Annotated in this window: 18 protein-coding genes; 5 read left to right on the top strand and 13 right to left on the bottom strand. The window is 45.7% G+C overall.

Annotated elements, in window-relative coordinates; genetic code table 11:
• The coding region (locus tag ASN18_RS17590; protein WP_236861734.1) for a WD40 repeat domain-containing protein at positions 1–223 on the top strand (223 nt) is incomplete at its 5' end.
• Positions 224–241: 18 nt separating this feature from the next.
• On the opposite strand, the gene ASN18_RS12855 is transcribed toward ASN18_RS17590, so the two are convergent.
• The 4 genes from ASN18_RS12855 to argJ form a co-directional block, all read right to left on the bottom strand.
• The gene (locus tag ASN18_RS12855) at positions 242–1372 is read right to left on the bottom strand and encodes a hypothetical protein (protein ID WP_085053188.1); all 1131 of its coding nucleotides are present in this window, start codon (positions 1370–1372) and stop codon (positions 242–244) included.
• Positions 1369–2565, bottom strand: coding sequence for an aminotransferase class I/II-fold pyridoxal phosphate-dependent enzyme (locus ASN18_RS12850; protein ID WP_085053191.1), 1197 nt, complete (start codon positions 2563–2565; stop codon positions 1369–1371). The genes ASN18_RS12855 and ASN18_RS12850 overlap by 4 nt, the downstream gene beginning before the upstream one ends.
• Positions 2556–3518 (bottom strand): NAD-dependent epimerase/dehydratase family protein, encoded by a 963-nt coding sequence (locus tag ASN18_RS12845; protein WP_085053187.1) that lies wholly within the window; start codon positions 3516–3518, stop codon positions 2556–2558. Before ASN18_RS12845 ends, ASN18_RS12850 begins: the two co-directional genes overlap by 10 nt.
• Before the next feature lie 367 nt (positions 3519–3885).
• Positions 3886–5079, bottom strand: coding sequence for a bifunctional glutamate N-acetyltransferase/amino-acid acetyltransferase ArgJ (gene argJ / locus ASN18_RS12840; protein ID WP_085053186.1), 1194 nt, complete (start codon positions 5077–5079; stop codon positions 3886–3888).
• 113 nt (positions 5080–5192) lie between these two features.
• Here argJ and tsaB point away from each other — a divergent pair, with 113 nt between their 5' ends.
• Complete coding sequence (gene tsaB, locus ASN18_RS12835; RefSeq protein WP_085053185.1) at positions 5193–5885, top strand: tRNA (adenosine(37)-N6)-threonylcarbamoyltransferase complex dimerization subunit type 1 TsaB; 693 nt, start codon at positions 5193–5195, stop codon at positions 5883–5885.
• Entirely contained in the window at positions 5872–6327 is a 456-nt protein-coding gene (gene rimI, locus ASN18_RS12830; protein WP_157072985.1) for a ribosomal protein S18-alanine N-acetyltransferase, read from the top strand. Before tsaB ends, rimI begins: the two co-directional genes overlap by 14 nt.
• Position 6328: 1 nt before the next feature.
• Here the strand turns inward: rimI and ASN18_RS12825 are convergent, their stop codons facing one another.
• The 9 genes from ASN18_RS12825 to ASN18_RS12785 are packed head-to-tail and all read right to left on the bottom strand — an operon-like array spanning position 6329 to position 12250.
• Positions 6329–6691, bottom strand: a complete 363-nt coding sequence (locus ASN18_RS12825; RefSeq protein WP_236861733.1) for a response regulator — start codon at positions 6689–6691, stop codon at positions 6329–6331.
• Positions 6688–8289, bottom strand: a complete 1602-nt coding sequence (locus ASN18_RS12820; RefSeq protein ID WP_085053183.1) for a HAMP domain-containing sensor histidine kinase — start codon at positions 8287–8289, stop codon at positions 6688–6690. The genes ASN18_RS12825 and ASN18_RS12820 overlap by 4 nt, the downstream gene beginning before the upstream one ends.
• A 51-nt stretch (positions 8290–8340) precedes the next feature.
• Complete coding sequence (dapB, locus tag ASN18_RS12815; protein WP_085053182.1) at positions 8341–9144, bottom strand: 4-hydroxy-tetrahydrodipicolinate reductase; 804 nt, start codon at positions 9142–9144, stop codon at positions 8341–8343.
• A complete protein-coding gene (locus ASN18_RS12810) occupies positions 9144–9320 on the bottom strand; it encodes a DNA gyrase inhibitor YacG (protein WP_085053181.1) in 177 nt (58 codons plus the stop codon). Before ASN18_RS12810 ends, dapB begins: the two co-directional genes overlap by 1 nt.
• Positions 9320–9835 carry a Gx transporter family protein gene (locus tag ASN18_RS12805; protein WP_085053179.1) on the bottom strand — a complete coding sequence of 172 codons (516 nt, stop codon included), beginning with the start codon at positions 9833–9835 and terminating at the stop codon, positions 9320–9322. Before ASN18_RS12805 ends, ASN18_RS12810 begins: the two co-directional genes overlap by 1 nt.
• Positions 9822–10199: a NusG domain II-containing protein gene (locus tag ASN18_RS12800; protein ID WP_085053177.1), complete on the bottom strand. Its 378-nt coding sequence runs from the start codon at positions 10197–10199 to the stop codon at positions 9822–9824. Before ASN18_RS12800 ends, ASN18_RS12805 begins: the two co-directional genes overlap by 14 nt.
• Positions 10186–11196 (bottom strand): FAD:protein FMN transferase, encoded by a 1011-nt coding sequence (locus ASN18_RS12795; RefSeq protein ID WP_085053176.1) that lies wholly within the window; start codon positions 11194–11196, stop codon positions 10186–10188. Before ASN18_RS12795 ends, ASN18_RS12800 begins: the two co-directional genes overlap by 14 nt.
• A gap of 6 nt (positions 11197–11202) precedes the next feature.
• Positions 11203–11724: a peroxiredoxin family protein gene (locus ASN18_RS12790; protein WP_085053175.1), complete on the bottom strand. Its 522-nt coding sequence runs from the start codon at positions 11722–11724 to the stop codon at positions 11203–11205.
• 7 nt (positions 11725–11731) lie between these two features.
• The gene (locus ASN18_RS12785; RefSeq protein WP_085053174.1) at positions 11732–12250 is read right to left on the bottom strand and encodes a hypothetical protein; all 519 of its coding nucleotides are present in this window, start codon (positions 12248–12250) and stop codon (positions 11732–11734) included.
• Between the two features lie 138 nt (positions 12251–12388).
• Here ASN18_RS12785 and ASN18_RS12780 point away from each other — a divergent pair, with 138 nt between their 5' ends.
• Together ASN18_RS12780 and ASN18_RS12775 are read left to right on the top strand one after the other, a co-directional pair.
• Positions 12389–13096 carry a hypothetical protein gene (locus tag ASN18_RS12780; RefSeq protein WP_085053173.1) on the top strand — a complete coding sequence of 236 codons (708 nt, stop codon included), beginning with the start codon at positions 12389–12391 and terminating at the stop codon, positions 13094–13096.
• Positions 13089–14357: TatD family hydrolase (locus tag ASN18_RS12775; protein ID WP_085053172.1), on the top strand; the 1269-nt coding region annotated here is incomplete at its 3' end. The genes ASN18_RS12780 and ASN18_RS12775, both read left to right, overlap by 8 nt.

The following is a 14357-nucleotide window of genomic DNA, read 5'->3' as shown; positions in this document are numbered from 1 at the left end:
AAGCTGTTTCATTACGAAAGACGATAAACGTTTGATTTCTGGCTCATATGATAATACCTTAAAGCTATGGGATATTGACTCCGGTAAGGAGATAGCAACGATAGAACTTCTTTGGCGGGTTAACGATATTAAATTCTCCCCGTTAAACCCGAATGTGATAATAACGGCAAACGCAAACGGGACTTTGACTTCTTTCGATATTGGGGGATATTTGAAGATATAGGAAGTGTTCCTAATTTAGTCAGACAGGGACTTCGTATATACGATATGTCTTATAGAGAGTGCCGCCTATCATCTTGATAAGCATTTGAACTGGTATGTTATCTTCTAATATCCATGAGAACTCTACCCTTTCTATCTTGTGTTTTTTGCAGCCCTGAAATGCCTCACGAAACAACAGACCATCAACCCCCTTGTTTCTGAATTCGGCCTTCGTGCCAAGGAGCATCAGGCGGGCATCCCTGATTTTTTTCGATAAGTAGATGGCCTTGGCCATTGTAATGGGATTTAATTTGCCGCCCAGATGCCGCAGGACAAAGTTGGCGTCGGGAATCAGTCCCAAAAACCCTACCGTTTCAGAGCCGAACTGGGCTATGACACAAGTCTCCGGGTAGATTATCTGCTCAAGCTGCTTTCCCGTATAGATTATCTCCTCGTCAGTCAGCGGTATGAATCCCCAGTTTGCCTTCCATGCCTCATTGTATAATACCTTGAAGCTCATCAGGTCAGCGGTCAGATTCTTCATAGAGATAATCCTCGCCGTGATGCCCCGCTTTTCTGCAATTGCAGCGGCGCGATAGACCTTCTCCGGCATTAAATCTGGGACATCTACGATATAGGCATAGAGGTCTTTTATTTTTTCCATTGTGTAGGAGCGCATAAGGTCGTTATAATACGGCGGGTTATACGGCGTCAGAATCATCGGCGGTATATTAAACCCATCGAGTAAAAAGCCGCACTCCTCGTTGGTAGAGAAACTCATCGGGCCGCGCATAACCCTAAGACCGGCACCTTTGAGGTCATTTTTTACGGCATCAAGCAAGGCTGCTGCAACGTGTGTGTCATTAATGGACTCAAAAAAACCGAAAAACCCAGCACCGTCGTTATGAAACTCAAGATGGCGTTTATTAATGACTGAGGCAATCCTGCCCACACAGTTCTTTTCACCGCTGGGTGTGCCCCTGTAGGCCAGATAATATTTTACGGTGGAAAATCCAAAAAATGGGTTTTCTTTTGAGAAGTGATTCTTTAAGTCTTTCGTAAGCTGTGGGCTGTACAACGGGTCCCCCGCGTACAGGCGCAGCGGCAATTTAATAAACAGGTCCAGCTCTTTAGGATTCGTTACCGCAGCAACCCTAACGGGTTCGCTCACTGTATGACTCCAAACTCTTTTCCTGTCTTGTAAAATGCATCAAGGACTATGTCCAGATGTTCGTCCGTATGTGTAGCCATGTAGCTGGTTCTGACCAGCGCCTTACCAGGGGCAACTGCCGGGCTGACTGCAACATTTACAAATACGCCTCTGTCCTGAAGCATCATAGCCATTTTAAATGCCAGTATATCGTCGCCGACAAGGATTGGTATTATCGGGCTTTCTGTAAGGCCAACCTCAAAGCCCATGCTTTTAAATCCTTTGAGCATCTTTGATGTATTGCGCCACAGGGCATGAATCCTCTCAGGTTCAGCCTCTATTATATCGATTGCCGCACTTACTGAGGCAACCGAGGCAGGGGTTGGGCTTGCGCTGAAAATCAGAGGCCGGGCAAAATGCTGTATATAGTGGATGATGTCCTTGTCACCGGCAATAAAACCGCCTATCGAGGCAAGTGACTTACTGTATGTGCCCATAATCAGGTCAACTTCTTTTTCAAGGTCGAATTTTTGTGCCGTGCCGCGTCCGGTACTTCCCAGCACACCTATGCCGTGCGCGTCGTCAAGCATGATCTTAGAGCCGTACTTCTGTGCGATTCGTACAAGTTCAGGCAGGTTTATAATGTCTCCTTCCATGCTGAACACACCGTCAACCACGGTCAGAGTACCCTTGCCCTGTGAATCAATAAGCACACGCTCATAGTCTTCCATGTCGTTGTGCCGAAATTTCCTTACACCGCCGTAAGACAGTCGGCAGCCGTCTATTATGCTGGCGTGGTCAAGTTTATCAAGAACGACTACATCGTCCTTGCCGACAAGCGCTGATATTACGCCAAGATTCACCTGAAAGCCCGTCGTGAATATCAACGCGGCCTCTTTACCAATAAAGCGCGCTAGCTTTTCTTCAAGCTGTACATGGATGTCCAGGGTGCCGTTTAAAAAGCGTGAGCCAGCGCAGCCTGTGCCATACTTCATGGTGGCTGCCACAGCGGCTTCCTTGACCTTCGGGTGATTCGCAAGCCCAAGATAATTGTTCGAGCCGACCATAACAACCTTCCTGCCATACATAAAGACAACCGGGTCCTGGGCGCTTTCTATCGGCCTGAAGTATGGATACAGGCCTGACGATATATACCCTTTTGCCAGGTCAAACCGATAGCATTTATCAAATATGTTCTTACCTGTTACAGCCATTTGTGAATCTTGTACCAGTTTGCTGTCCACTTGATACCTTCCTTTAAACAGACTTTAGGGTCAAACTCGAAATCCCTCATGGCGTCGTCGCTGTTGCAGACCCAGTGGGTGAAGTTTAACTCTCTGATTTTGTCCGAATTGATTATACTATGTCTTGAAATTTTTTCAGAGATACTGGCAATCGGGTGCATAAGAAATTTTGGGACTCTAACCTTAAGATATTGACAGTTCAGCTCTTCGGCTATAGTGTCTGCAATGTCACAGTTGCTGTAGATATTAAAATCCGAAAGATAGTATGTCTTCCCTATAGTCTTATCTGAAACAGCACAATCAACTATAGCCTTCGCAAGGTCTTCGACATAGATCATAGAGTAGTAAGACTCTCCCCAGTGCGGGAAAAGCCCATGCTGAATCATCTTAAATATGATAAACATGTCCTTGTCTCTTGGACCATAGACAGCAGGCGGGCGAATAATCGTAACCGGGATATCGTCTTTGAATTTGAGTATGCACTGCTCACCCTCAAGCTTACTCTTGCCGTAGTCAGATACCGGCTCCGGTTCAGCGGAAGTATCTGCCGGGAGCCCATCCTTGCATGGCCCAGCGGCAGCAAGTGTGCTTAAGTGTACAAATCTCCTGATTTTTTTATTGTGTTTTGCTATCATCTCTATAAAGTTGGACGTGCCCTTTGAATTAGTACAATAGAACTCAGCAACAGAAGAGGTCTTTGTAATTCCGGCAAGATGAAATATATAGTCGAAGTCCCCTATACAATCTTTAAGCGGCTCAACTGTCCGGCAGTCACCCTGAATAAGACTAACAGGAAATCCCTCCAGCCAGTGGAGCTTGGATTTAGTGCGAATGAGGCATGAGACATTATATCCACGCCTGATAAGTTCCTCAACCAGATGACTGCCAATAAAACCTGTTCCACCTGTAACAAGGGCGTTCATGTCCGAACCTTTTCCAACTTATTTGAAATCTCCTTTTTAAAACAAGGGGTTTCAGTTATACAACTATAAGACAGTTTACGATATTTTACCATAGATGACTATTATAACTGATTTGCAATTGTTTTTTCCCGAAAAATATTGAGCCGGTCAAGTATTTCAGCTATGATACCTGTCATTATCTTATCACAATAAAAAAAAGCCGCCACCCATGATTGGGTGACGACTTTAGGGGAGGAACGAGGCGCTTATGACTATATGATAGCACAAGCAGAATTGATTGTCAAGCTGTAGTAGGCAAATTAATTAAAGTTTTCATTATCAGACAGCCTGATAATTATAATTATCATGTGTTCTTATGACGGCAACTTTAAGTCCTGTACTCGGCATTGATCTTAATGTACTCTTCGGTCAAGTCACAGCTCAATACCTGAGCCGATGCCTTGCCCATTCTGAAATTTATCGTAATCGTAACAGTATCGGCCTTAAGCTGCCCTGCGGCCTCTGCGTCCTTGTTAGTTGTCAAACCGTTTTTAACAACCCTGACACTACCAAAAAATATATCTACAGCATTGGGGTCAAAGTGGACCCCTGCGTGACCGGCTGCGGCAATAACCCTTCCCCAGTTAGCATCGCAGCCGTAAACTGCGGTCTTAACAAGCAGGGAATTTGCAATTGCCCTTGCAAAGATTGAGGCGTCGTGTTCGGTTTTGGTACCTTTTACCAGCACCTTCATAACCTTTGTAGCCCCTTCACCGTCTTTTACAATCATAGTGGCAAGGCTCATCAAAACATCAGTAAGTACAGTTTTAAATATGTTGAAACCTTTAGTGCCTGTGTGAATGGGTTTATTTCCGGCAAGTCCATTGGCAAGGACTAAGACGGTGTCGTTGGTACTCATATCACCATCGACTGTAATACGGTTAAAGGTGAGGTCATTGGCGCAAATAAGGGCCTGATCAAGGGCATCCTTAGTGATAGCGGCATCAGTGAGTACAAAGCAGAGCATTGTTGCCATATTAGGACATATCATACCGGCGCCTTTTGCAACAGCGGCAACAGTGGCGGTCTTACCTGTGATATTAAACTGAGCCGAAGCTATTTTCGGAAATGAATCTGTGGTCATAATGGCTCGCGCTGTGTCAAGCAGTGTCGAATTCCCTATTGTTTCTGCGGCATCCCTGATTTTAGAAAACATACGGTCAATAGGCAGGGGTGTGCCTATAACGCCAGTCGATGCGACAAAGACCTCGGGGTCTGGGCAATTTAACGTAATTGACGCAACATAAGACATCTTCTGCGTGTCTTTTAGTCCACGAGCACCAGTACATGCGTTAGCGTTACCGCTGTTTGCCACTATCGCCCTACCCTTGCCACCTTTAATCTTTTCAATATCTAACAGAACTGGGGCGGCCTTAGCAATATTTGTAGTAAACACACCAGAGGCAACAGCACTAACGGTAGAATATATAATGGCAATATCCTTCCGACCAGGCTTTTTAACAGCCGCTTCAACTGTGGAGAATAGAAAACCCTCCGGCACGTGGTATTCGATTTCAGACATGTGTATAATAATACATTATTTATGGGTAGATAGGCAAGTATTGTCTCAACTGTAATCATTCTGCTGCTGTTATTGTCGCCTGTACGTATGTTATATTATGCCTGTAACGTGTGATGAGAATACTATCTGTAGATACCTCAGGCTCAATGTGCGGGGCTGCCGTTGTTGACTCCGCAGCAGGGCTGCTGTCAAGCGCTGTAGTAAATCTTGACGCCTTAAAGAGTACTCACTCTGTTCACTTAATGGCCATTATTGATTTCACCCTAAAACAGGCCGGATGTGATGTAGATGCGTTTGCCGTTGTGGTTGGGCCGGGTTCTTTTACGGGGCTGCGTGTGGGGATTGCCACGATTAATGGCCTGTGCCATGCCACAGGGAAACCGGCAGTGGCAGTCAGTTCACTTGAGGCCCTTGCATGGAATTTTCCTTTTGCGGCATACCCTGTTTGCCCGATAATCGACGCGCGCCAGGGCGAGGTCTACGGGGCGCTGTTTAAATGGTCAAACGGTGGGTTTAAAACAATCGTGGGGCACGGGCTTTTTGGTATCAATGACTTATTGTCGCTGAGAGAGTTTAACGAGGGTAAGGTGATTTTTACCGGTTGCGGTGTGACCGCACACAAATCCTCAATTACCACAGCCCTCGGCGCTATGGCGCTGTTTCCAGAAACTGTACACATATCGCCATATACTGTAGGCACTATTGGATTGAATATGGCGGCACGCGGTGAGTTTTCCCATAGTCTTAGTCCGGTTTATTTAAAGATGCCGCTTGCCGTGGAGAGACTCAGAAGTGCCAGCGGCTGAAATCCATAACATGACAGTGCAGGACATGACCAGGGTCATTGAAATAGAAAAGCAATCGTTTACACATAAATGGTCTTTAAACAACTTTATTTCAGAGCTTTTACATCCAGACTCCATTTGTAAGACTGCATGTGTTGATGACAGCGGCACGGCAGTCGGCTATATTTGTGTCCGCCTGATGGTTGACGAGGTGCATATATTGAAACTTGCCGTGCATCCTGACTATAGACGCAGACACATCGGCTCTATCTTAGTAAAACATGTAATGGCTGAGGTAATAAAGGATTTTGCGGTGATACTTGAGGTACGCGTGTCCAATTTACCGGCCATATGTCTTTATGATTCGCTGGGATTTAAGTCCTTATACACAAGAAGGCGTTACTACGCTGAACCGGAAGAGGATGCTGTTGTAATGGCGTTTGACTTAAACAGCCGTGATTGAGCTATTTAAAAATCCTTCCAATAGCCTCCATTAGAACCCCGATACTTATAGGTTTAGCGATATAGTCATCAAAACCTTCTTTGATAAATTTTTCCCTGTCACCTTCCATCGCATAGGCAGTCAGGGCAATAACGGGGGTGTTTTCAAGCGGCGCTATTTGCTTGATTTTCTTAAGTGCGGCAATACCGCCCATGTGCGGCATATTTATGTCCATAAGGATAAGTTCGGGCAGGGCTTGTTCGGCAAGTGCCACGCCGTCAGCGCCGTCATATGCCTCAATTATGGCATATCCCCGTCTTCTGAGGACTTCACGTATGAATTTCATGTTCAGTTCGTTGTCTTCTATTACTAATATTTTTTTCAAACTTTGCCTCCGTCAACTATGTTTATAGTAGGTATAGTAAACCTGAATTCAGCGCCTTTTGTCCACTGGCTCTCTACTCTGATAGTGCCCCCCTGTGCCTCGATGAGCTTTTTGCTTAGGGCAAGGCCAAGGCCTGTTCCCATGTGGTGTACCTCTTCTGTGGTCTCAAACTGTTGAAATTCGGTAAAGAGTTTTGGCAGGTCTTCAGCCTTAACCCCAGGACCTGTGTCCTTGACATATATCTCAACAAGTTCATGTCCATTTTGAGCAATTTTGACTGCCCCGACTGTTATCAGGCCACCGTCTGGGGTGAACTTAACTGCGTTACTCAGCAGATTTAAAATTACTTGTCCTAGTCTCCTCTCATCTGCATATACGGTGTGGACATCGTCATTGATTTGCTCTGTTAAGGTCAGATTACGCTTGGCGGCCTTCTCTTTGAAAAGGCTTAGGGCGCGTTCAATAGCTGTCCTTACGCCGGTGTTCGTGAACTTTAAGTCCTGTTTGTCGGCCTCGATTTTACTGAGATCGAGGATGTCGTTGATGAGGGAAAGGAGCATGTGTCCGCTGTCGAATATGTCGTTTATGTACTCTTGTTGGTCTTTTTGCAGCTCCCCGACAAGCCCCATGTTGAGCATCTCGGAAAACCCTATTATGGCGTTAAGCGGAGTTCTTAGCTCATGGGACATGTTGGCAAGAAACTGTGACTTTGCCCTGTTAGCAGCGTCGGCCATTTCTTTTGCAGCGATAAGCTCTTTGTTTGCGAGCTGAAGTTCTTGTGTTCGCTCATTGACCATTTCCTCAGCCTTCTTATTCATCTGGTCAAGCTGGTTCATGCGTTTTGAGTTTTCGTCGATGTACAATTGCAGCGTATGAGCCATGGAGTTGAATTTTTGGCCAAGCTCTCCTATTTCATCAGAACTAGTGGCCTTTACCCTTGTGTACAGCTTGCCCTGTTCCATTTCGGCAGCCGCCTTAAGCAGTCTCTTTAATGGGGTTACAAGGTTGGACTCTGTAAAATAAATCCCCATGACAAAACAAATAACAACGGCCGCTAACAGGGCAAATCTGACTTTATCGTGCAGGAGAAACTGCTTGTCACTACTGATGATGATATGTCTGGTGAGGTCGTCTATGTTATCGCAGTATGAACAAATTGTAGAATGCAGGTTGTCTGTTGAGATTGGGTTGCCTGTCTGAATGTTTTTTCCCACCTCAAGAAGCATGGGCTTTACTCTGGTAGTCCATTCATCGACGAGTCTGCTTACCCTGCCGGAGATTTCAGAGTTTGCAGATGGCTTCGTGTTCATGGCTTTATTTCCGTCTCTGAACCCTACGATGGTCTCTTCAAACTTTTGGATTTCGGTTAGATAGATATCTTCAGTAAATGAGCGGTTCAACTTGGAGGCGGCTGTTACGGCAAGCATTTCGATTTTTAGAAGGCGTGCCTTCTCAACCCCTGCAAGGTTTATCCTCAAGACGTCGTTTTCGATTACTGAAGTAAACCAAAAAGACGTTGCAGTAAAGCCCGCCGCAAGGACAGTCACAATAAGCCCTACCCAGAAATATTTCTTAGCTAATGAGTTAAAAAAATACATATAGTCCCGTTTATTGAGCCAGTTAATTGAATCAGAGGCGTTGTCACATGTTTATCTGAGTCCAAGGACATCCTGCATGTCGTATATGCCGGCTGGTTTGTCTTGCAGCCACAGGGCTGCCCTCAGCGCACCGCGTGCGAATGTGTCGCGGCTCGATGCCTTGTGAGTTATCTCTATGCGTTCCCCAAGCCCGCCGAACAGGACGGTGTGTTCTCCTACGATGTCGCCAGCGCGTATTGTCTGAATTCCGATTTCCTTTTTCCTGCGTTCGCCGATTATCCCGCTGCGGCAGAGAACGCTGACCTCGTCAAGGTTCCTTGAGAGGGCCTCGGCTATAACATTTGCCATTTTTAATGCCGTACCACTTGGGGCATCCTTTTTCAGACGGTGGTGGGCCTCGATTATCTCGACATCATAGGAATCCCCCAATGCACGGGCGACATCGCCCAGTACCTTTAGCAGAAGATTCACCCCTATGGACATATTCGGGGCCAGTATCACAGGGATTTTGGTTCCATATGATTCCACTTTGGATGTCTGTGCGGAAGACATGCCGGTTGTCCCTATGACCATTGCCTTGTTATGCTCACTGCAGAGCCTTAAATTACTAAGTGTGGACTCCGGGGATGTGAAGTCAATTACCACATCAGCCGTGTCAAGCGTTTCTGCGATATTATCAGTTAAGGTCACGCCCGTCTTGCCAACCCCGGCGATTTCACCGAAGTCCACTCCAATGGCTTCGTGCCCGGCTCTTTCAAATACCCCCACGAGTGTTATAGATGGATTCTCAAGGGCCAATACCCCTATGCGCTGCCCCATCTTTCCGGCAGCTCCGGCTATTGATATGTTTAACATTATGCTTCCTCCTGATTTATTGTAGCTGCTTCAGTCGTTTTGTCTTCAGGTATTCTGTAGCGCTCGTCTGCCCACGATGCGAGGTCTGCCGTCTTGCATCTGTGACTACAAAATGGCCGGTATGGATTCCCAGCGTAGCTTACCTCTTTAGCACATCTCGGACATCTAATCTTCATTAGGTATTCTGTACATTATCTGACATTTTTTTCAAGTGCTCCATTATAAAAATAACGGCGAGACCATTTAATACCCCTGTTAATGTGCCAACAAACAGAATAACCGGCGCTAATATTAGTATAGATCGAAGATTTTGAATAAACACAACGTACACGGCCAGGAGCTGCCCAAGATTATGAAAAAGCGCCCCCGTCAGGCTTAACCCTAGAGGCCCGAATACACGTACCTGCAAGGCTGCCCACATAGCCGCTACGCTAAACAGCCCGCCCACAGTGCTCATAATAAATGGCGGCCCTAAAAAAGTCCCCATTAACATAGACCCAATAATTACCCGTATCAGGGTTATCGTAAGCGCTGCGTTAAATCCATAGAGAATCAGCGTTATCAGGGTTATTATGTTTGCAAATCCGAATCTCAGCCACGGTATTGGGGTAGGTATGAGGCGCTCAAATCCATGCAGTGCCAGGGCACAGGCAGCCAGAAGCGCCAGCCGGTACTTGTCACGTTGTTGCATCTACACCACCTTTGGGGGCTGTTGGAGTACCATCGACTGTGATTACTACCCTGTTTGGCAGACATATTATAGCGCCGCTGTCTATCCAGCCCTGTTTGACACATACCTTGCCGGGACAATCTGAGTCTGCCACGCGCACCTTTCCAGCTTTTATCTCTACGGTGAGGCCATTGATTTCAATGGTTTTATCATCGCTTAACTGCAGTTTATATAATAATTTGTTGTTTGCTTCTATCATGATTTGCCCTCCGCGCGGGAGATAGAGCGGCACTAATACTATCGATGCCCCCGTTATGACGAGCAGGACTACCAGCAATATCCTGTCAAACAGGGTCGTGACCCTGATAATCTCAGCGATTGTCAAACAGCGCTCTTAGGTTTTCCGTTGTGTAAGTAGTACCGTCAGCATAGATTAAATAGGCCATGAGTTTATTTTTTTTAATAAATCTGAGTGCCTTTTCTCTGCCCATAACAAATACTGCCGTTGATAAGGAGTCTGTAACAACTCCTTCTGGATTAACTATTGTTACGCTCTGAAAATCCCCTGCCGGGTAGCCTGTGGTTGGTTCTATCAGGTGGTGGTATCTGATACCGCCTTCAATAAAAAACCGTTCGTAGTCGCCTGATGTTGAAACGGCCAAATCCTCAAGTGACAACACACCTATTAGGTCGTCGCTTGTGCCTCGCGGCGCCCTTATGCCTACACGCCAGGGGCTGCCGTCCGGTCTTGTCCCCCAGACCCTGATATCCCCGGCCATTGCCGCTATGCCGGCCTTCATACCGGCCCTTTTGAGGAGTTCTACTGTCCTGTCTGCCGCGTATCCCTTGGCTATGCCGCCGAGGTCGAGGACCATCCCCTTGTCCATCAGCATTACAGACGAATCGCTGCCGTTAAGCACGATACGTGTGTAGTCAAGCAGAGGCAGGACATTTTTTAATTCAGAATCGGCAGGCCTTTTATTATTTTTAAAGTCCCACAGTACCATCGCCGGTCCTATGACCGGGTTGAATGCCCCGCATGATAATTCAGCTTTTTCAAGGGCTATCGTTGTCAGTTCAAATGTGTCAGGTGAGACTTTTACTGCCCCTATCCCTGCATTTTTATTAATTGCCGAGACTTCACTTCCCGCATCGAAAAAACTTAACAGCCGCTCCAACCGCCGCAAGTTGTTAAAGGCGGACTCTATGGCCTCGTCAGCCCTTCTCTCTGAATTTGACACTACGGTCAGCGTTATTACGGTGTCCATAAGGATTTCTGATTTCTTGTAGATGTGAGGGGAGGCGTTTAATACAAACATCAATATGATAATAAGTGCTATGACAAACAGGACTGCTGAGGCAGTTAAGAGTTTTGGTTTCATTCGATGCTATAAAAGTGAAGTTATTTCTTTTTGAATAGTATCGTCCATCCAGTTGACGCTTCCAAAGTATTTTTTTATTATTGTGCCGTCCTTGCCGATTAAAAAAGTAGTGGGCTGGGCGTTGATTCGATATTTAGTCTTAGCAACTGTCTTGCCGGTGTCCAGCAGCACTGGGAAATCCACATGGTTTTTAATCAGAAACTTCTCAACCACCATTGTGGAGTCGTCTGTGGAGACGGCAAGCACGACAAGGCCGTTGTTTTTATATTTCAGATAGAGTTTATTCATTGGCGGCATCTCGTCCTTGCACGGTGTACACCATGTAGCCCAGAAGTTAAGTAAAATGACCTTACCCTTGTATGATGACAGGGATATGTCATCGCCATTCAGAGATTTTAACGTAAAGTCCGGCGCAGCCTGCCCTATAAGGTTAGCGCTGTAGCCGTGCTGTGTCGTTAACACCGCAACAACTGCGGCGATTAATAAGGTTTTCTTTGCGCTGATGGCTGTTATTGTCCAGTGCTGCATTCAGCAGTTAGCTAAAAAAATCCTTTATTTTTTGAAAAAAGGACTGGTGCGTTACATCATCTTTCGTTAAATCTCCTTTTATGTCATCCCAGAAGACTAACGTGCCAGCCTTAAAGCCTGTTACCTTTTCGATGGATGGGTATAATTTATGCATTACAAATTGTTTAGGCATATCAATAGGTATATCAATAAATATATCTGCCTCGATGAGGTAAATCTCAGTCTTTGCACCGGCATATGGCATTGACATTGCGCTGTTAAAGCCAGGCAGGTAGTTTTTGAAGTTATCCCAGTTAATATTTCTGGCATATGAGGCAATTGATTTAAAGGTGCTTTCATCGGGTGTGTCTATGAGAAAAATAGCAGAGAAATAGGTCGTGCGCCCTTTCTTTGGCTTTGAAATCTTACAAAGCCCGGGGATAGCACCACGTGGAACGGTAAAATCAAAATAGGCAAGCATCTGTTCTTTCTCAAAGGAATCATAAAACTCCTGTTCCAGGTCAACAATGTCATCATCTTTTTTCATAATGTTATACCTTAGGCAACCCCATTGCTCTAAGTCATGGTAACATTATTTATTTAATTAGTCAAGGGTTACCAGCTTTACTCCTGATCGCCTTGTAATTGCATGATTATCTGTGTTAGCATACAAGTATAATCGATTATGGAATTTGGAATGATTTTTTTTGAAAGCCTCAATGCCGTTAGAAAAAATATTGTTATCATAACACCTACTATTATCGCCTCCATAATTGTACTTATAGCAACAAGTATCATAATTGGTAGCGATCTTGCCACTATTGACGAGACTAACCTCGAAAAGACCATTTTAGTAGTTGCACCACGCTTGTTTATGATAAGCGCCTTAAATTATTTCTTACAGGCACTCTCTCACTGCGTGACCATTGCAATGGCAATAGAGATAGAGAACAACAGGATGTGTAACGTGTTTGACAGCAGCCTGACTGTGCTGAAAAGAATCGGCAGGATTTTACCGGCATCAATCCTAATCCTTATTTTCCTGACCGCTGGCCTCATGCTCCTCATTCTCCCCGCACTATACGTTTGCTTTGCCTTTATGTTGACATTCATAATTATCATGAACGAAGACATAACCCCTGCTATGGCAATGATGAAAAGTTACCGTGCAATGAAAGATAATTACAGCAGATCTATCGTGCTGTTTTTTTTCCTCTCGTCCCTTTGGATAACTGTAAGCATAATAAATCTCCTACTGGGTCAGTTGCACTACTTCGGGGTTATATCATCATTATTTTTGTCTGGGTTATTTATGGCCTTCGCCACAATCACTCTCCTGAAATTCTACAGGATACTTGAACCAAACAACATCCCGTTGAGTTCCAATGATTGATACACACTGCCACCTCGAGATGTCATCGTTTGACGGCGACATTGATAATGTCATAGAAAGGGCGCACGGGGCCGGTGTGCAGACAATGATTACCATTGGCTCATCCTCGGAGAGTATCGAAAAGGCCGCCGCCCTGACAGAGCGTTATCCCTCAGTATATGCAGCCATTGGCATTCATCCCCATGACGCTAAACACTTTACACCGGCAATATACCAGCAGATAAGAGAACTCTCATCAAACAAAAAAGTGGTCGCCATTGGTGAAACAGGCCTCGATTACCACTATAAACACAGTCCCGTAGATATTCAGCAGGAAATCTTTATTAAACACATCGACTTAGCAAAGGATTTAAACCTGCCTGTAATTATACACAGCCGCGACGCCTCAGACGATGTAATATCTATAATCAAGAGTGAAAATGTCTCATGCGGCGTCCTACACTGTTTCTCGGGGGATGAGAAAATGGCCGAGGCCGTTATATCATCAGGGCTTTATATCTCTATATCAGGCACGGTAACATTCAAAAATGCAGCAGCCCTTAGGTCAGTTATTCGCACAATCCCGGACGATTACCTGCTCGTAGAGACAGATGCCCCATACCTGGCTCCCACCCCATATCGCGGCAAACGAAACGAACCGGCATATGTCACCTACACGGCAAGAACAATAGCAGAAATAAGAGGTGTCTCTTATGAGGACATCGACAGAATCACTACTTTAAACGCTAACAGGCTCTTCGGCCTTGACAGCACGCAGTCAACTGGACAAATCACATACAAAATCAGGAATTCCCTGTATCTGAATATCACAAATCGCTGCACCAACGTGTGTACATTTTGCGTCCGCTATCAGACTGATTACGTAAAAGGACATAACCTCAGATTAAGCCGCGAGCCGTCAGACGCGGAAATTGTTGAATCCATAGGCGCCAATGCAGCCGTTTATGACGAGGTAGTATTTTGTGGTTACGGTGAGCCGCTGATGAGGCTTGACACAGTGATAAACGTCTCGCGCCATGTAAAAGCTCACGGTGGCAGGGTCAGGGTTAACACAAACGGCCTCGCCTCTGTCATTCACAAGCGAGATATACTGCCCGAACTCTCAGGTCTTGTCGATACCATATCCATAAGCCTCAACGCCCAGGACGCAGCTACATACCAAAGGCTCTCTCGTCCCCCATTTGAGGGTGCATACGAGGCAGTGTTGAAGTTCATTGCCGCAGCAAAGGACAACATCCCTGAAGTTACGGCAACGGCAGTC

The organism is Candidatus Magnetominusculus xianensis, assembly GCA_001541255.1.
GTDB classification, from domain to species: Bacteria; Nitrospirota; Thermodesulfovibrionia; order Thermodesulfovibrionales; family Magnetobacteriaceae; genus Magnetominusculus; species Magnetominusculus xianensis.
Note: the sequence above shows the minus strand (reverse complement) of the source record. Positions and strands in the feature narration are given on the sequence as shown.

Excerpts from the sequence above, each read along its gene's own strand:
- ASN18_RS12850 (WP_085053191.1), bottom strand. The coding sequence starts at position 2,565 with ATGGCTGTAACAGGTAAGAACATATTTGATAAATGCTATCGGTTTGAC.
- ASN18_RS12845 (WP_085053187.1), bottom strand. The coding sequence starts at position 3,518 with ATGAACGCCCTTGTTACAGGTGGAACAGGTTTTATTGGCAGTCATCTG.
- argJ (WP_085053186.1), bottom strand. The coding sequence starts at position 5,079 with ATGTCTGAAATCGAATACCACGTGCCGGAGGGTTTTCTATTCTCCACA.
- tsaB (WP_085053185.1), top strand. The coding sequence starts at position 5,193 with ATGAGAATACTATCTGTAGATACCTCAGGCTCAATGTGCGGGGCTGCC.
- ASN18_RS12820 (WP_085053183.1), bottom strand. The coding sequence starts at position 8,289 with ATGTATTTTTTTAACTCATTAGCTAAGAAATATTTCTGGGTAGGGCTT.
- dapB (WP_085053182.1), bottom strand. The coding sequence starts at position 9,144 with ATGTTAAACATATCAATAGCCGGAGCTGCCGGAAAGATGGGGCAGCGC.
- ASN18_RS12810 (WP_085053181.1), bottom strand. The coding sequence starts at position 9,320 with ATGAAGATTAGATGTCCGAGATGTGCTAAAGAGGTAAGCTACGCTGGG.
- ASN18_RS12805 (WP_085053179.1), bottom strand. The coding sequence starts at position 9,835 with ATGCAACAACGTGACAAGTACCGGCTGGCGCTTCTGGCTGCCTGTGCC.
- ASN18_RS12795 (WP_085053176.1), bottom strand. The coding sequence starts at position 11,196 with ATGAAACCAAAACTCTTAACTGCCTCAGCAGTCCTGTTTGTCATAGCA.
- ASN18_RS12790 (WP_085053175.1), bottom strand. The coding sequence starts at position 11,724 with ATGCAGCACTGGACAATAACAGCCATCAGCGCAAAGAAAACCTTATTA.
- ASN18_RS12785 (WP_085053174.1), bottom strand. The coding sequence starts at position 12,250 with ATGAAAAAAGATGATGACATTGTTGACCTGGAACAGGAGTTTTATGAT.
- ASN18_RS12780 (WP_085053173.1), top strand. The coding sequence starts at position 12,389 with ATGGAATTTGGAATGATTTTTTTTGAAAGCCTCAATGCCGTTAGAAAA.